At 74.0% G+C, this 15677-nt stretch carries 16 protein-coding genes; 5 read left to right on the top strand and 11 right to left on the bottom strand.

All coding sequences use genetic code 11. The features are described 5' to 3' along the window. Positions 1 to 22: 22 nt before the first annotated feature. Positions 23 to 1258 (bottom strand): FAD-binding protein, encoded by a 1236-nt coding sequence (locus ACFY3U_RS04055; RefSeq protein ID WP_387194523.1) that lies wholly within the window; start codon positions 1256 to 1258, stop codon positions 23 to 25. A gap of 55 nt (positions 1259 to 1313) precedes the next feature. On the opposite strand from ACFY3U_RS04055, the gene ACFY3U_RS04050 reads away from it, so the two are divergent. Beyond that, on the top strand, positions 1314 to 1691 hold the full coding sequence (locus tag ACFY3U_RS04050) for a hypothetical protein (protein ID WP_387194520.1): 378 nt from the start codon (positions 1314 to 1316) through the stop codon (positions 1689 to 1691). A 6-nt stretch (positions 1692 to 1697) separates the two neighbouring features. Here ACFY3U_RS04050 and ACFY3U_RS04045 read toward each other — a convergent pair whose 3' ends face one another. After that, a complete protein-coding gene (locus ACFY3U_RS04045; RefSeq protein ID WP_387194517.1) occupies positions 1698 to 2627 on the bottom strand; it encodes an LLM class F420-dependent oxidoreductase in 930 nt (309 codons plus the stop codon). An 86-nt stretch (positions 2628 to 2713) separates the two neighbouring features. Then, positions 2714 to 3922 carry an FAD-dependent monooxygenase gene (locus ACFY3U_RS04040; protein ID WP_387194514.1) on the bottom strand — a complete coding sequence of 403 codons (1209 nt, stop codon included), beginning with the start codon at positions 3920 to 3922 and terminating at the stop codon, positions 2714 to 2716. Between the two features lie 72 nt (positions 3923 to 3994). Between ACFY3U_RS04040 and ACFY3U_RS04035 the strand changes: the two genes are divergently transcribed. Continuing rightward, positions 3995 to 4579 carry a TetR family transcriptional regulator gene (locus ACFY3U_RS04035; RefSeq protein ID WP_387194511.1) on the top strand — a complete coding sequence of 195 codons (585 nt, stop codon included), beginning with the start codon at positions 3995 to 3997 and terminating at the stop codon, positions 4577 to 4579. 502 nt (positions 4580 to 5081) lie between these two features. On the opposite strand, the gene ACFY3U_RS04030 is transcribed toward ACFY3U_RS04035, so the two are convergent. After that, on the bottom strand, positions 5082 to 6119 hold the full coding sequence (locus ACFY3U_RS04030; protein WP_387194508.1) for a hypothetical protein: 1038 nt from the start codon (positions 6117 to 6119) through the stop codon (positions 5082 to 5084). Continuing rightward, complete coding sequence (locus ACFY3U_RS04025; protein WP_387194506.1) at positions 6119 to 6388, bottom strand: hypothetical protein; 270 nt, start codon at positions 6386 to 6388, stop codon at positions 6119 to 6121. The genes ACFY3U_RS04030 and ACFY3U_RS04025 overlap by 1 nt, the downstream gene beginning before the upstream one ends. A gap of 333 nt (positions 6389 to 6721) precedes the next feature. On the opposite strand from ACFY3U_RS04025, the gene ACFY3U_RS04020 reads away from it, so the two are divergent. The 3 genes from ACFY3U_RS04020 (at position 6722) to ACFY3U_RS04010 (ending at position 11208) form a co-directional block, all read left to right on the top strand. Continuing rightward, positions 6722 to 7300, top strand: coding sequence for a dienelactone hydrolase family protein (locus ACFY3U_RS04020; RefSeq protein ID WP_387194503.1), 579 nt, complete (start codon positions 6722 to 6724; stop codon positions 7298 to 7300). A 291-nt stretch (positions 7301 to 7591) separates the two neighbouring features. Next, entirely contained in the window at positions 7592 to 10297 is a 2706-nt protein-coding gene (locus ACFY3U_RS04015; protein WP_387194500.1) for a putative Ig domain-containing protein, read from the top strand. Positions 10298 to 10377: 80 nt separating this feature from the next. Beyond that, a complete protein-coding gene (locus ACFY3U_RS04010) occupies positions 10378 to 11208 on the top strand; it encodes a hypothetical protein (protein ID WP_387194497.1) in 831 nt (276 codons plus the stop codon). 81 nt (positions 11209 to 11289) lie between these two features. On the opposite strand, the gene ACFY3U_RS04005 is transcribed toward ACFY3U_RS04010, so the two are convergent. The 6 genes from ACFY3U_RS04005 to ACFY3U_RS03980 form a co-directional block, all read right to left on the bottom strand. Beyond that, a complete protein-coding gene (locus ACFY3U_RS04005) occupies positions 11290 to 11571 on the bottom strand; it encodes a PqqD family protein (protein ID WP_387194494.1) in 282 nt (93 codons plus the stop codon). Continuing rightward, on the bottom strand, positions 11568 to 12716 hold the full coding sequence (locus ACFY3U_RS04000; protein ID WP_387194491.1) for an asparagine synthase-related protein: 1149 nt from the start codon (positions 12714 to 12716) through the stop codon (positions 11568 to 11570). Before ACFY3U_RS04000 ends, ACFY3U_RS04005 begins: the two co-directional genes overlap by 4 nt. A 7-nt stretch (positions 12717 to 12723) precedes the next feature. After that, a complete protein-coding gene (locus ACFY3U_RS03995) occupies positions 12724 to 13584 on the bottom strand; it encodes an ABC transporter permease (RefSeq protein WP_387194488.1) in 861 nt (286 codons plus the stop codon). Then, positions 13581 to 14195 carry an ATP-binding cassette domain-containing protein gene (locus tag ACFY3U_RS03990; RefSeq protein ID WP_387194485.1) on the bottom strand — a complete coding sequence of 205 codons (615 nt, stop codon included), beginning with the start codon at positions 14193 to 14195 and terminating at the stop codon, positions 13581 to 13583. The genes ACFY3U_RS03995 and ACFY3U_RS03990 overlap by 4 nt, the downstream gene beginning before the upstream one ends. Positions 14196 to 14208: 13 nt before the next feature. Beyond that, complete coding sequence (locus ACFY3U_RS03985) at positions 14209 to 14370, bottom strand: lasso RiPP family leader peptide-containing protein (RefSeq protein ID WP_387194482.1); 162 nt, start codon at positions 14368 to 14370, stop codon at positions 14209 to 14211. 101 nt (positions 14371 to 14471) lie between these two features. After that, positions 14472 to 15428 carry an acyl-CoA desaturase gene (locus tag ACFY3U_RS03980; protein WP_387194479.1) on the bottom strand — a complete coding sequence of 319 codons (957 nt, stop codon included), beginning with the start codon at positions 15426 to 15428 and terminating at the stop codon, positions 14472 to 14474. Positions 15429 to 15677 lie beyond the last annotated feature (249 nt).

Below are 15677 nucleotides of genomic sequence, written 5' to 3'. Positions count from 1 at the left end.
TGCCGGGTCGGATCCGGTCGGGTCAGGCGCGGGGGAAGTACCGGTCGAGCTGCTCGGTACGGAAGGTGCCGGTCGGGTCCAGCTCGGTCAGCAGGGCGACGAAGTCGGCGTACCGGGGGTAGGTGGCGGCGAGCGCGGCCGGCTCCACGGTGTGCACCTTGCCCCAGTGCGGGCGGGGCGTGAACGGCATCAGCCGTCGCTCCACCTCGGCCACCACCGGCAGCACCTGCGCCGCGTCGGCGATCCAGGTGAAGTGCACGGCCAGGGTGTCCCGGCCCTGGTTGGGGCTCAACCACAGCTCGTCGGCGGCGACCGTACGCAGCTCGCTGATCTGCAGCACGGCGGCGATCCGGTCGGCGATCGGGTCCAGCGCGGCGAGCGCGTCGGCCGCCGCCCAGCGCGGCAGGTGGTACTCGGACTGCAGCTCGTCGCCGCTGCTCGGGGTGAAGCCGAGCCGGAAGTGCGGCAGCCGCTCGTGCCAGGGGCCGGGCTCGCCGAGCTGCGGGGTGCAGTGCACCGGGTCCATGCCCGGCACCGGGTGCTCCGGCACGTCGGCCGGGACGGTGCCCAGCCAGTCGTCGGCGGGCGGCGGCTGGTCGGCGTACTGCTTGCGCCAGACCCGGTCGATGGTCGCGGGCGACCGCCAGGTGGTGAAACCACTGACGCTGTACGCCGAGTCGAGCGCGACGTCCAGCGCATCGCGGGGCAGGTCGCGGCGGACGTACTGACTGATGGTGAAGGTCGGCAGCACGTCCAGGGTGACCCGGGTGACCACACCGAGCGCGCCGAGGGAGACCACCATGCCGGCGAACCGGCTGTCGGCGCGGTCCACGGTGAGCAGGTCGCCGCCGGCGGTGACCAGCTCCAGGCCGGCGACCGCGGCGGCCAGGTTGCGGTTGCCCGGGCCGGAGCCGTGGGTGCCGGTGGACACCGCCCCGGCGACCGAGATGTGCGGCAGCGACGCGAGGTTGGCCAGCGCCAGGCCGTCGGCGTGCAGCCGGGTGGCCAGGTCGCCGTAGCGCAGCCCGGCGGCGACGGTGACCGTGCCGCGCTCCCGGTCGACCTCGACGGTGGGCGGCAGGCCGGCCAGCGAGATCAGGTCGCCGGTGGTGTCGCCGAGCCGGTTGAACGAGTGCCCGGTGCCCAGGGCGCGGGCCCGCTCGGCGCCGGCGACCAGCTTGCGCAGCTCGTCCAGGCTGGTCGGGCGATGCACGGCGCGCGCCGCGTAGCTGACGTTGCCGGCCCAGTTGCGTCGCACGTCGTACTCTCCTCGCCGACGGTTGTCGATGCCGTCTCCGGGGAACGATACGTCGATGAGCAGCTACCGCGACCCCACCCTGCACGGTGACGTCTACCCGTCGGAGGAGGAGATCGACCCGACCGGCGTCGGGCCCGAGCCGCCGTCGGTCCGACCCGAGCTGACCACGCCGATCCCGGCGCCCACGCCCGAGCCCGAGCCGGCGCCCGAGCCCGGGCCCGGGCCGGCGCCGCGCACCGGTTCGCTGTCGATCGTCACCCACCACGTGGACGGCTCGACCGAGATCGTCACCGACCTGGACGGTGACGGCGTCGCCGACGTGGTGCAGTTCGACCTGGACGGCGACGGCGTACCGGACATCACCTACCTGGACAGCGACCGGGACGGCCGGCTGGACACCGTGCGGCGCGGCCCGGGCGCCGCCGGTCGCTGACCGGGGTCACAGCTGCGGCATCACCTCGGCGGCGACCAGCTCCAGGTGGTCCAGGTCGGTCAGGTCCAGCAGCTGGAGGTAGAGCCGCTGGCTGCCCGCCTCGGCGTACCGGCCGATCTTCTCGACCACCTCGGCCGGCGTGCCGGCCAGGCCGTTCTCGCGCAGCTCGGCCGGCTCCCGGCCGATCGCCGCGGCCCGCCGGGCGATCTCGGCCTCGTCCCGCCCGCAGCACAGCACCATGGCGTTGGACCAGGTCATCGTGGCCGGGTCGCGGTCGATCGCGGCGCACGCCTCGCGGACCCGGTCGAACTGGGCGACGGAGTCCTCGACCGAGACGAACGGCAGGTTGAACTCGTCGGCGTACCGGGCGGCCAGCCGCGGGGTGCGCTTCGGGCCCATCCCGCCGAGCAGGATCGGCGGTCGCGGCTGCTGCACCGGCTTGGGCAGCGCCGGCGAGTCGCTGACCGGGTAGTACGTCCCGGCGAAGTCGAACGTCTGGCCCTCCGGCGTCGACCAGAGGCCGGTGATCACCGCGAGCTGCTCCTCCAGCCGGGCGAAGCGCTCCCCGAGGCCGGGGAACGGGATTCCGTACGCGGTGTGCTCCTGCTCGTACCAGCCGGTGCCGATGCCCAGCTCGACCCGGCCGCCGCTCATCTGGTCGACCTGCGCGACGGTGATCGCCAGCGGGCCGGGCAGCCGGAAGGTGGCCGCGGTCATCAGCGTGCCGAGCCGGATCCGGGAGGTGTCCCGGGCCAGGCCGGCCAGGGTGGTCCAGGCGTCGGTGGGGCCGGGGGCGCCGCTGCCGTCGCCCATCCGCAGGTAGTGGTCGGAGCGGAAGAACGCGCCGTAGCCGGCGTCCTCGGCCGCGCGGGCCACGGCGAGCAGCTGGTCGTAGCTCGCACCCTGCTGGGGCTCGGTGAAGATCCGCAGTTCCATGCCCCGAGCATAGGGAGCGCACCGGGCCCGCATGCGGAGACCGCGGACCAGCGCCAGACCGCTCACCGACCAGCGGTACGCCCGACTCACCCGCCGATCGGCGCCGGCGCGTCCGGCAGGGTGATCGCCGTGGCGGCCCGTCGCATCGGCTCGGTGACCCGCCGGATCATCGCCTCTCGGCCGGGCAGGTGCGGCATCAGCCGCAGCATCAGCAGCTGGAAGCGGATCTGCGCCGCCGAGCCGAGCACCATGCCCTTCAGGTTGCGCGCGGCGAGGGCCTGGTTCGCCGCGACGAAGGGACGCATCCGCCGCTCGTACTCCTCGAACGCGCCCACCGGGTCGCCGCCCGCCCGGGCCAGGGCGGTGGCCAGCACGTACGCGCCGACCAGGCTCAGGCTGGTGCCCTGCCCCGAGGCCGGGGACGGGCCGTAGCCGGCGTCGCCGACCAGCGCGACCCGGCCGGTGTGCCAGCGGTCCATCCGCACCTGGCTGATCGGGTCGAGGTAGAGATCCGGCCCGTCGGCCAGCGCGGCGAGCAGCCGGGGCACCTGCCAGCCCAGGTCGCCGAACGCCGCCGCCAGCACGGCCCGCCGACCGGCCGCGTCGCGCTGCTCGGGGCTCTCGGCCGGCGACCGGAACAGGAACATCGCCCGGGCGTCGGGCGCCCCGGCGGTCCGGTAGACGCCGACGCTGCGCCCGGGCGCCACGTGCATCAGCTCGGTGCGGTCGACGCCGAACTCCGCGGGCACGGTGGCGATCGCGATGTGGTGCCCGAGGTGGCGCAGTGGCGACGGCTGCCCGGTGAAGGCGAGCCGGCGCACCGTGGAGTGCAGTCCGTCCGCGCCGATCACCAGGTCGAAGACGCGGCGGGGCGAGCGCTCGAAGCTGACCTCGACCCGGTCGCCGACCGGGGTCAGCGCGGTGACCGAGTCGTCGAAGAGGTGCTCCACGTCGCCGGTCGCGTCGGCGAGCACGCGCATCAGGTCACCGCGCATGATCTCCAGGTCGTCGCCCTCCCGGCCGCCGAAGAGCTGGGCGTCCATGGTGGCCCGCTGCCGGCCTCGGGAGTCGACGAAGCGTGCCAGCCGCATGTCGGTGTCGTGTCGCCGGGCCTGCTCGGCCAGCCCCATCCGGTGCAGCACGGTCAGGGCGGCACCCCGGACGTCCACCTTGTAGCCGCCGGTGCGCCGCGCCGGGGCGCGCTCGACGACGGTGGGCCGGAACCCGTAGCGGCGCAGCCACCAGGCCAGCGTGGGGCCGGCGATGCCGGCGCCGGAGATCAGTACGTCAGTCATGCCACTCACTGTACGAACGTGTTAGACGTTTGTGCAAGACGTTTGTGTCAGCAGTCCGGTACGCTGCCGGGCATGGGAAATCGGGAGGACCTGCTCGCCGGCGCCCGCCGCTGCCTGGTCGAGAAGGGCTACGCCGGCACCACCGCCCGGGACGTCGCCGCGGCAGCCGGCACCAGCCTCGCCGCGATCGGCTACCACTTCCGCACCACCCGGGCGCTGCTCGACGAGGCGCTCGCCGAGGCGATGAAGGAGTGGGGCGAGGAGCTGGAGCGCACCCTCGACCTGGACGGCGACCTCACCGGAGCGGAGCGGTTCGAGGCGGCGTGGAGCCGGATCATCGACTCGTTCGACCGGCTGCGGCCACTGTGGGCGGTGCAGTTCGAGCTGATCGGCTCGATGGACCGCTCCCCCGAGCTGCGCACCGCGTTCGCCGCCGCCAACCACCAGGCCTGGCTGGGGCTCGCGGCGATCTTCCACGGGCTCGACCCGGAGACCGACCAGGCGCGGGCGCTCCGCCTCGGCGCGTTCTACCAGGCACTGCTCGGTGGCCTCGCCGCCCAGTCCCTGGTCGACCCGGCCGCCGTCCCGTCCGCACCCGAGCTGACCGCCGCGCTGCGGGCGGCCGCGACCGAGGTCGGCGCCGGCGCGGGCGAGTAACTAACGGTCGGCCGCCGCGAATCCGGCGGCCGGATCGCGGTCGGTCCGCCCCGGCGTGGTGGCCGGCTCAGGGTCGGTCCACCCCGGCATGGTGGCCGGTTCGCGGGCCACCCACCCTTCGGCCGTCACTCAGGGTGACTCCAATGCGGTCACTCTCGGTGAGCGAGCGCGCCACGCGGCCGCGCACCCGCTAACCCGCTTTGCTCTGCTGCCTTATCGGCGACACCCGCCTTGAACTGGCACTTACCGCCGAATTTCGAAATGCCCGATTGACGCCAGCAGCAACGCTCGGTGACCGTCGCGTCGGTGGCAGCAGAGCAAAGCGAAGGGCTGGCGGGCTGGCGGCACCCCCGGCCCTCACTCTCAGCCACAGGCACCGCCGGAGCCCGCCGGGTACCGCCGGAACCAGCCCGGCACCGCCGGAACCAGCCGGGCGCCACCGGTCAGGGGTCCGGCCAGCTCGACGTGGGCTCCGGCCGCGATGCCGGGGCCGCCGGCCCGCCTAGACGTACGGCCGGGTGGTGTACGCCGACCGCAGCGCGGCCAGGCCGGCGGCCTTCGGCGTCAACGTGCCCCAGCCGGAGTTGAAGTAGTTCGTCCGCACGAACCGTGGGCCGCGCTCGGCGTTGAGCTGGGCGATCACCGGCGGCACGGTGGCGATCCAGGCGGCCTGGTCGGGGAACTCGGCCACCCGCACTCCCCACTCGGCGACGATCACCGGGCGGGACAGCGCCACCGGGCCGAGGTCGGCGACCGCCCAGTCCTTCGTCCGGCGGAACCGGGCCAGCGCGGTGTGGCTCGGGTCGGTGGCGTAGACGTTCCACTGCAGGAAGTTGAGCTTGGCCATCAGCGCCTCCGGGTGGGTGCGCTGGTAGGCGGCCCGGTCGAAGCCGCCCGAGCCGACCGAGAAGGTGGTGCCGGCGGGCACGCCCCGGGCCCGGAACCAGTCCACGACGTACGTCATCGCCTGCACCGCCCGGGCGTCGGAGGTCGCCCAGTCGTACGTCGCCCCGGCCTCGGTGGTGCCGAACTCGTGGTCGGTGTCCAGCTCGGAGGCGAGCTGGATGTTCACCCCGAACCCCATGGTGCGGTACTGCGACAGCGCCCTGGCGAACAGCCCGTCGCACCGGCCGGCGAGCACCTGGCCGTACCCGTACGCGACGGGCCAGGTCGTGCCCGGACGCTGCTGGATGGTCATCGCCGGGGCCGGCACCGTCCAGCTGACCCCGTCGACGGTGAACGTCTGCGGGCCGGTGTTCGGGGCGCCGTAGTGCTTCAGCTCCAGCACCATGTTCAGCGCGAACCCGTTCTGCCCGAGGGTGATCAGCCAGGGCTTCTGGTAGCCCGGGAAGACGTACCCGTCGGCGAAGCTGCGGTACTGGGTGAGCGAGCGGAAGTTGCCGCCGGCCAGGTCGGCGGTCGGTTCGCCGTTGCCGGCCAGGTAGTAGCCGCCCAGCACCGGCGGGGCGACGGTGTAGTCGGCGGTCGCGGTGGCGGTGTGCCCGCCGTTGTCCCGCACGGTGACGGTGACCCGGGGCATCACGCCACCGCCCGGTGGACGGCGACGGCGCCGGTGTCCGAGACCTTGGTCCAGGCCCGACCGGAGTCGTCGGTGACCGTGACGGTCAGCGGGTCGATCACCACGCCGACCTTCGCCGGTGCGCTGCTGTTGCCCTGCGCGTCGGTCACCACGATCGTGACGGTGACGGGTCGGGTGTCCGGGTCGCCGTAGCTGACCGTGAGCGTCATCTGGTCGCCGGGTGAGTAGGTTGCCGCGTTGAGGCTCGCGGTCACGGTGGGAGCGGCCATCACGGCCCCTCCTTCCTGCTTGGCTGCCGGACGAGGGCGGCGGGTCGTCCCGGCGCGATCGACCGACGGGTGGTGACGGTCCTGTCCCGGCGAGGGCGATGGCGCCGCTCGCCGAGCCGGAGGGGTGCGACGTGGCCCGCCGCCCGCGACCTCTCCACCTGTGTGAAGCGTGCTCCTCGGAGCGCATCCGCCGCCTGTCGGCTTTCGGCAGGGCACCCCCCGCCGACCGGCCGGCGCGCCGGGCCCGCCGGGGTGGCGGCCCCGGCACGGGCGTGATTGGGTGCATCGACGGGCGCGACGATCGCGCCACCGACGACGAACCGGGGGACGATCATGACCGAGGTGCTGCTGTTCCACCACGCGCAGGGGCTGACGCCGGGGCTGTCCACGATCGCCGACGAGCTGCGGGCCGCCGGGCACACCGTGCACACCCCCGACCTGTTCGAGGGGCGCACCTTCGACACCGTCGCCGAGGGGGTGGGCCACGCGCGGGAGATCGGCTTCGACACGGTCATCCAGCGGGGCGTACGCGTCGCCGACGACCTCCCGGCCGAGCTGGTCTACGTCGGCATCTCGCTCGGCGTGCTGCCCGCGCAGCACCTCGCCCAGAACCGGCCCGGCGCCCTGGGCGCCGTGCTGCTCGAGGCGTGCCTGCCGCCGGACGAGTTCGGCAGCGCCTGGCCGGCCGGCGTGCCGGTGCAGGTCCACGGCATGGACGCCGATCCGTCGTTCGCCGTCGAGGGCGACCTGGACGCCGCGCGCGAGCTGGTCGCCTCGACCGACCGGGCCGAGCTGTTCCTCTACCCGGGCGACAAGCACCTGTTCACCGACCCCGGCCTGCCGTCGTACGACAAGGCGGCCGCGGAGCTGGTACGCGAGCGGGTGCTCGCCTTCCTCGCCGCCGCGGGGTAGCCCCGGTCCACATCGCCCGGGCCCGGAGTGACCGATCTAGGACAGATCGCCTCCGGGCCCGCTGTTGTCGCCCGACAACTGACGACTTCCCGAGCGGATTCCACCTCTCAAACCCCTGTTGACCTGGGAAAAGTGGTAGAACGGGAACGCGGCTAAATCGATCTTCGCGAATGATTTTCCGATTCCCACCGGGCCCTCGTCCGGCGGTCGGCCGCGCCCTGTGGCGGGCGCCATCGATGTCGTTCGCCTGCTCGTCCTCCGCGCCTTGACGCCAGGAGAGGTAGGAACCACATGTCCCATCTGCACCGTCTGCGCACTCTGGTGGCAGTGGCGGTCAGCGGCGTGCTCGTCGCGTCGGCGCTCACCGCGCCCGCGAGCGCCGCGCCCCGCGCCCCGGGCCAGCTCCGCGGCCCCACCGCGACCGCCGGTCAGCAGCCGACCACCGCCCAGTTCGCCTCCGCACGACAGCTGATCCGGGCGGCCCCGGTGCCGAAGCCGGCCGCCCCCGCCGCCCCCCGGGCGGCCAAGAAGGGCACCACCGCCGTGGTGACCTGGAAGGCCCCCAAGGACAACGGCAACCCCATCACCGGGTACGTCGTGACGTCCTACCGGGACGGCCGGAAGGCCACCACCGCGTCGTACGACGCCAGCACGACCAGCCGGCGGCTGAAGCTGGCCTCGGCGAAGGGCACCTGGACGTTCACCGTCGCGGCGAAGAACGCCGGCGGCACCGGGCCGGCCAGCAAGCGCTCAGGGGCACCGGTGATCCTCGCGCTGCCCAGCGCGCCGACCATCATCGCGGTCTACGCCAACAGCACCGCCGCGACGCTGAGCTGGACCCCGGGCCCGGACGGCGGGTCCCCGGTCACCAACTGGGTGATCACCCCGTACGTCGGCGGGGTGCCGCAGGCCACCCAGACCATCGGCCCGGCCACCACCGGTGAGGTCACCGGGCTCACGGCCGGGGTCACCTACCGGTTCACCGTAGCGGCCCGCACCGCACAGGGCACCGGGCCGGCGTCGCCGCTGTCCCCGCCGGTGACCACGAACGTGTCGCCCACGCTGTCGTTCGGCACACCCGGGCCGGCCGCGGTCGGTGTCGCCTACGTGGCCAACCTCAGCGTCGTCCGGGGCGTGCCGCCGTTCGTCTGGAGCGTCGCCTCCGGCGTACTGCCGCCCGGGCTGACCCTCAACGCCAACACGGGCACCCTCTCCGGCGTGCCGACCACCGCGGGCAGCTACCCGTTCGTGGTCCTGGTGACCGACTCCGCCGGCAACACCGGCTCCCGGCTGGTGGTGCTGGTGGTCAACCAGGCCCCCCAGCTGCAGAACACCCCCCTGCCACTCGGCGAGGTGGGCGCCGCCTACTCCTTCCAGCTCCTGGTGGTCGGCGGGACCGCGCCGTTCAGCTGGTCGCTGGCGTCCGGCTCGCTGCCGACGGGGCTCACCCTCGACCCGGCCACCGGCCTGATATCCGGCCGGCCCACGGCCAGCGGCGCGTTCCCGTTCAGCATCCGGGTCACCGACGCGTTCGGCCTGAGCGACACCCAGAGCTTCCGGACGCTCATCCAGCCCAAGAGCGTCGTCACGCTCTCCGCCGAGGCGGCCGTGACCAACTTCGGCACCCCGGTCACCTTCGACGTCACCATCGGCCCCGGCGTGGCCGAGGGCACCGTCACCCTGATCGACGTGCTGCCCAACGGCACCGACAACCCGATCGGCACCTTCCCGGTGACGTTGAACGCGGCCCAGTTCCAGGTGCAGATGCCGGCGTTCGGGCTGAACAACTTCCGAGTGGAGTACAGCGCCACCAACACCAACGGGGTCTCCGAGTCGAACACCGTCACCATCGACGTCCGGGGCGTGCCCGGGCAGCTGCTGATCGACCAGTTCGCCCTCTCCGGGGTGGGCGGCCTCGCCGACCAGTTCGTCGAGCTGCGCAACACCACGGGCATCAACCTGCCGATCGCCGGCTTCACGATCCAGACGGCGGGCGGCCCGACCGTCACCATCCCGGCCAGCGCCCGGCCGCTGCCGCCCAACCGTGGCTACCTGGTCGCGGCCACCGACTACTCGCTCACCAACATCCTGCCCGACCTGATCACGCCCAGCCTCGGCACCGGCGGTGGCCTGCGGTTGATCACCCCGGACGTGCCGCACACGGTCATGGACCGGGCCGGCTCCGCGCCGGGCTACTTCGACGGGTCACCGCTGCCGGCGTTCAGCAGCCCGCCGTTCGTCTACTACGGCTGGGTGCGGCTGCGCGTCAACGGCGCTCCCCTGGACACCAACAACAACCTGAACGACTTCCGGCTGGTGGCCACGGTGCTCGGCCCGATCAACGGGGTGCCGTCCGCGCTCGGCTCGCCGTCGCCGCAGAACAGCCTCGGCACCTACCAGCAGAACGCGGTGATGCAGACCACCCGGCTCGACCCGGGGGTGGCCAGCTCGGCGTTCCCCAACCGCGAGATCGTCGGCAACCGGCTGATCCTGCGCGACACCATCACCAACCGGTCCGCCACACCGATCACCCAGGCCCGGCTGAAGATCACCTCGCTCAGCCAGGTCAACGGCGCGCCGAAGCCCGGCGGACCGACCCCGTCGCCGCAGGGCAACCTGCGGCTGGTCAACCCGACCACGCCCACCAGCAGCATCACGCTGAGCAGCGGGCAGACGGTGACGGTCAACAACCTGCGGATGGACGCTCCGGCCACCGACCCACCGGGCGGCGGCCTGAACACCACGCTGAACATTCCGATCGACCTCGGTGGCCTCGGCCCCGGTAAGTCGGTCTTCATCGCGTTGACCTTCGTGATCGACACCCCCGGCCCGTTCTGGGTCGGTTGGAACATCGACGCGCTCGGCGGGCCGTCGACACCGACCCTCGCCAAGGCCTCGCTCAGCAAGGTGAAGGGCAAGAAGATCACCCTGCCCAAGGCCGGCCCCGGCTCGGCACCCTCCGGCAAGGGGTACGTGGTCGGCGGCACGCTGCGCTGACCTTCGCCACGACCGTGCGGGTGGTGTCCGACCGACACCACCCGCACGACCGCGTCTCCTCCACGAAACGGGGATCGAGAATGAGCTCAACCGGACGCTTCGCCTACGGCCTGCGGGTGCACGGCCTGGACGACGTCACCGAACTGCTGCCCGTCCGGCCCGGCGACGAGCTGCCCGAGATCCGGGTCGCCCAGGTCGCCACCGGCCCCGTGCCCGAGCCCGTGCCGGTCGACGAGCGGGGTGGGGTGCACCTGCTCCCCGACGGCCGGCACCTGGCCATGGACCGGTCCCGCGGCACCGCCGTCTTCCACGGCCCACCGCTGAGCACCGACCTGCTCGCCCACCCGTACCTCGCCCCGGTCGCCACCACCTTCAACCGCTGGGCCGGCCGGGAGACGTTCCACGCCGGCGGGTTCGTCCGGGACGGTCGGGCGTACGCGGTGAGCGGGCCGCGTACCGCCGGCAAGAGCAGCCTGCTCGCGGCCCTCGCGGCCCGGGCGGTGCCGGTGGTCGCCGACGACGTGCTGGCCGTCGACGGCCCGGACGTGTTCGCCGGGCCGCGCTGCATCGACCTGCGGGAGCCGGTGCCCGGGGCGCCGATGTCCACCCGGCCGGCGCGGCAGCACACCCGGGCCCGGATGCCGCTGCCGCCGCTGGCGCACCGGATCCCGCTCGGCGGCTGGTTCTTCCTGCACTGGGGCGACGCCCTCGGCCTGACCCGGGTGCCGGTGGTCGACCTGCTGGCCCGGCTGGCCGCCGCCCGGTCCTGGCGGCAGCTGCCCAGCGACCCGGCCGTCCTGCTCACCCTGGCCGCCCTGCCCGCCTGGGACCTCACCCGCCCGCGCGACTGGGCCGCCCTGGACGAGACCTGCCGGCTGCTCGAGGACGTCACCGCGGGCGTCCGGGGCTGACGAATGCCGCCCGTAGGGCGCGCGTGTCCCGCCTGCCGGGCGGGTCCGTCCCCCAGCCGGCGGTGGGCCGCGCCCGAATGCTCAGGCGCGTTGCAGCAGGCCGTAGCCGTCGAGCTCGGCGAGGAACCGGTCCACGTCGGCGGCGACCCGCTCGGGCGTCTCGTCGGTGTCGGCCGCCAGCGCCTCGGCCAGCTCCGCCGAGGTCGCCCCGTCGGCCAGCCGGCGCCACAACCGGGCGGCGGCCGGGTCGAGCCCGTAGTAGACGGAGGTCGCGGTGTCCAGCACCACGATCTCCTCGCCCGCCTGCCGCCAGGCGGCCCCCTGCGGGGCGATCCGGTACACGGTGGCCTGTCGACCGGTCACGATGACACCTCCACGACTGTCGACCCCGCCGCGCCCTGCGCCGGCGGAGGGTTCTGCTGTAACCACAACTGCTGGACGAGCGCGGCGGTGCACTCCGGGATCGGCCAGCGGGACCAGGCCGCCCGCAACGCGACCGGGTCGACGATGTCGGTGTCCAGGCCGCGCCCGTCCCAGCCGCGGGTGAACTCCCGGGTGGGCGTGCGCAGGTAGACCTCGAGGAAGTGCGCCTTGCGCCGGGGGGCGGTCACCACCGGCGGCAGGGCGTCGCCGAGCACCGCGGCGAGCAGCTCGTCCCGGCCCGGCCGCTGCCGGTGGCCATGGGCCGCCACCAGCGCGTCGAGGAAGCCGGGGGCCAGCAACGGGTGGCCGACCGTCACGTCGTGGTCCGCGCCGACCTCGGCGAAGTTCGCGAGGTTGAGCCGCAGGTCGCGGCGGCGCAGGTGCCAGTCGATCCGCCGGTCGAGCCGCTCCGGCTCGGTGCGCCGCTCCGCCTCGTACGCCCGGAGGAACGCCCGGGCCGCGTCGGGCCGCAACCACGGGAACACCTCGGTGGCGCGGCGGCGGCGCAGGATCGCGCGCGCCCGCCCGTACCGCTGGCGCAGCCGGCCGGCGAACGACCCGGACCGCGGCCGGTGCCAGCCGGCGAGGATCTGGTCGCCGCCCACCCCGGTGAGCAGCGAGCCGCCCGCCGCCAGCGCGATGAGCGGCAGGTGCAGGTGCAGGTTCAGCGGGTGGCGCAGGCCGTACCGGTGCAGGAACTCGCCGGCCACCGGGCCGACCAGGTCCAGGTCGTCGTCGGCGGTCAGCCGCTGCCACCCGGCGCCCAGGTCGAGCGCCCGGACGACCTCGTCCTGCCAGGACGACTCCTCCGCCTTCGGCGCCCCGACGAACCGCCAGGTGACCGGGACCGGATCGGGCAGCCCCTCCCGGCGGGCGACCCGCGCGGCGACGGCGAGCACCACCGACGAGTCCAGCCCGCCGGAGAAGCTGACCGCGCAGGGCGGCCGACGCAGCGCCGGCAGCACCGCCGCCTCCAGCGCGGCCAGGGGTCCCACCGGCGCCCGGACGGCGCCGCCCGTGGATTCCGCCGGAGCCACCCCGAGCACGATTCCGGTCCCCAGGTCGTACGGTGTCGGCCAGTCCATCGTCAGCTCACTCCCGGCTCAGCTCGCCGCGGCGACGGGCCCGGCGCAGCGACAGTTCGAACAGGCACAGCGCCAGCGGCAGCGTCAGCACCGCCGAGCCGGCCAGCAGCAACAGGTCCCTGCCCCACGGCTCACCGGCCAACGCCCGCCGCAGGCCGTCGAGCGCCACCCGGGTGGGCAGCACCGCGGTCAGCCACGGCGGCAGCCCCGGCACCGCCGACACCGGGACGTAGGCGCCGGAGACGAAGGTGATGGCGATGATCAGCAGCCGGGCGACCAGGTCGCCGTGCCCGACGGCGACCGTGAACGCCATCAGCGCGACGCCCAGCGCGAGCATGGCCACGGCGGCCACCAGCAGGATCAGGCACACCCCCCACCAGTCCGCCCGGCCCACCCGCAGGCCGAAGAGCGCGCCGAGGACGGCCAGGTAGACCGCGGACCGCAGCAGGGCGAGGGCGAACGGGTAGCCGGCCAGCCCCACCGCGAGCAGCGGGCCCGGGACCGGCTGGGTGAGCAGCATCTCCAACGTGCCGTCCCGCTGCTCCTGGCCGATCCGGGCGGTGACCTGGCTGGTCGCCGCCTGCACCACCAGCATGAAGGTGATGCCGACCGCGACGAAGTCGAAGTAGCTGGCCGCGCCGTCCAACGCGGACCGGCCCGGCGTGCCGAGCACCCGGGAGATGAGCAGGAAGATCGTCAGGTTGACCAGGCCGAAGGCGAGGTCCAGGGCGAGCGGCGCGAGCAGCCGGCGGCGGGGCGCCAGATCCCGCGCGACCAGGGCGCGGACGACACCCGCCGCGCCGGCCGGTCGTACCGCCGGGACGGTCGTCGGTGGACGCCGCACCCGCGGCGCCGGGCGGACGGTCACCGCCGCACCGGAAACTCGATCGTCTGCTGACACCGGGCACTGTCCTCCGGTTGGTGGGACACCAGCACGCAGGCGAGGTCGGGCCGCCGGTCGAGCGCGGCCCAGAGCAGCGCGCGGGCCGACCCGTCGAGGGAGCGGCCCGGCTCGTCGAGCACCAGCGCCGCCGGGTCGCCGAGCAGGGCCCGGGCGATCGTCACCCGGGCCCGCATGCCCGACGAGCACCTCCGCACCGGCATCCGGGCGTACGGGCCGATGTCGAACTCCTCGGTCAGCTCCGTCACCGCCCGGCGGGCGTCCCGGTCGGCCAGCCGGAGCCGGGCGGCCAGCAGCAGGTTGTCGAGCGCGCCGAGCGCGCCGTAGAGGCCGTGCTCCGGGGTCAGGCCGGCGCCGAGCACCCGGCGGGCGGCCATCGAGCCCACCGGGTGGCCGGCGACCGTGGCTTCCCCGCCGGTCAGCGTCAGCGTCCCGGCGAGGCAGCGCAGCAGGGTGGTCTTGCCCGATCCGTTGCCGCCGGTGACCAGCAGCCGGGTTCCCGCCGGCACGTCCAGGTCGAGCCCGGAGAAGACCGGCTGCCGGCCGAACCAGCGGGAGACGCCACGCAGACGGATCACGGCTCGACGACGCTCAGAACGAGGCGCCGGCTCCCCCGTTGCCGTCACCGACGGGCTGGTCGCCGCCCTGGGTCAGCTCGGCCAGCGTGCCGAGACGGGTGATCCGGGGCCGCCGGTAGCCGCGGTCCTGCCGGCCGGCTGCGTGGTCCGTGCGGCTCTCAGGAATTTCGCTCACTTCATCACCTCACGTGTCATTTCAGCACTTGAGGCCATGCTAGCTGGGTTACTTCCCGGATGACATGGAATGCGCCAGAAGTCCGAAAGTCACCAGCCAGCTCACCGGGTCGCGCTGAGCCGGGCCAGCCGGTCGGGCGTCGGCCACCGCACGTCGTACGCCAGGCCGGCCTTCTCCAGCAGCCAGATCACCCGGGCGGAGACGTCGACCTGGCCCCGGCGCACCCCGTGCCGGGCGGACGTCGGGTCGGCGTGGTGCAGGTTGTGCCAGGACTCCCCCATGCTGAGGATCGCCAGCGGCCAGAAGTTCGCCGACCGGTCCCGGGCGGCGAACGGACGCTCGCCGATCAGGTGGCAGATCGAGTTCACCGACCAGGTGACGTGGTGCAGCAGGGCCACCCGCACCAGCCCGGCCCAGAAGAACGCGGTCACCGCGCCCCACCACGACCAGGAGAGCAGCCCACCCATCACCGCGGGCGCGAGCAGCGTGACCAGCGTGCACGGGCCGAACAACCGGTGCACCAGGCGGATGTCCCGGTCGGCCAGCAGGTCCGGGATGAACCGCTGCTGGTTGGTCAGCTTTCGGTCCAGCACCCAGCCCAGGTGGGCGTGCCAGAAGCCGCGCGCCAACGCGGCCGGCGAGGTGCCGAACAACCACGGCGAGTGCGGGTCACCCTCCCGGTCGGAGAAGGCGTGGTGCCGGCGGTGGTCGGCCACCCAGTGCAGGATCGGCCCCTGCACCGCCATGCTGCCGGCCAGCGCCAGCGCGACCCGGGTGCCGCGCCCGGCCTTGAACGCGCCGTGGGTGAAGTAGCGGTGGAAACCGACCGTGGCGCCCAGGCAGGTGAACACGTACCAGCCGGCGGCCAGCGCGACGTCCAGCCAGGTGAGGCCCCACCCCCAGGCGAACGGCACCGCGGCCACCAGCGCGACGAACGGCACCACGACGAAGAGGTACACCGACACGTGCGCCGGCAGCGGCCGCCGCCCGGCGAACAGGCTCTTCGGCGTACGGCCGGCGGGTGGGGTCGGCGGTCCTCCGACGGCGGTAGCGGTCATGGCATCCTCGCTTCGGTCGGGTCGCGACGGGGTCCGGGCACCCGCGCGACAGCCTGGGCAGGACGCTAGCCCCGGCGGCGTACCGGCATCCCGACGACGGACGAACCGTCGCCGCACACCGGATTAACCCGACACGTCGATTTCCGGGTACGGCATGATCGGGGCGACCGTCCGACCGGGCGTCCTGGCGAATGGCGAGGTCCTTCCGGAGCGGCGGCTCCACCGCGGGGGCCCCTTCGGGTACGTCGA

The sequence above is a fragment of the Micromonospora sp. NPDC000089 genome (genome assembly GCF_042899365.1).
Lineage (GTDB): Bacteria > Actinomycetota > Actinomycetes > Mycobacteriales > Micromonosporaceae > Micromonospora.
This window is presented reverse-complemented; position numbering and strand designations above follow the sequence as displayed.

Excerpts from the sequence above, each read along its gene's own strand:
- ACFY3U_RS03980 (WP_387194479.1), bottom strand. The coding sequence starts at position 15,428 with ATGACCGCTACCGCCGTCGGAGGACCGCCGACCCCACCCGCCGGCCGT.
- ACFY3U_RS04035 (WP_387194511.1), top strand. The coding sequence starts at position 3,995 with ATGGGAAATCGGGAGGACCTGCTCGCCGGCGCCCGCCGCTGCCTGGTC.
- ACFY3U_RS04025 (WP_387194506.1), bottom strand. The coding sequence starts at position 6,388 with ATGGCCGCTCCCACCGTGACCGCGAGCCTCAACGCGGCAACCTACTCA.
- ACFY3U_RS04015 (WP_387194500.1), top strand. The coding sequence starts at position 7,592 with ATGTCCCATCTGCACCGTCTGCGCACTCTGGTGGCAGTGGCGGTCAGC.
- ACFY3U_RS04010 (WP_387194497.1), top strand. The coding sequence starts at position 10,378 with ATGAGCTCAACCGGACGCTTCGCCTACGGCCTGCGGGTGCACGGCCTG.
- ACFY3U_RS04000 (WP_387194491.1), bottom strand. The coding sequence starts at position 12,716 with ATGGACTGGCCGACACCGTACGACCTGGGGACCGGAATCGTGCTCGGG.
- ACFY3U_RS04050 (WP_387194520.1), top strand. The coding sequence starts at position 1,314 with ATGAGCAGCTACCGCGACCCCACCCTGCACGGTGACGTCTACCCGTCG.
- ACFY3U_RS04040 (WP_387194514.1), bottom strand. The coding sequence starts at position 3,922 with ATGACTGACGTACTGATCTCCGGCGCCGGCATCGCCGGCCCCACGCTG.
- ACFY3U_RS04030 (WP_387194508.1), bottom strand. The coding sequence starts at position 6,119 with ATGCCCCGGGTCACCGTCACCGTGCGGGACAACGGCGGGCACACCGCC.
- ACFY3U_RS04045 (WP_387194517.1), bottom strand. The coding sequence starts at position 2,627 with ATGGAACTGCGGATCTTCACCGAGCCCCAGCAGGGTGCGAGCTACGAC.
- ACFY3U_RS04020 (WP_387194503.1), top strand. The coding sequence starts at position 6,722 with ATGACCGAGGTGCTGCTGTTCCACCACGCGCAGGGGCTGACGCCGGGG.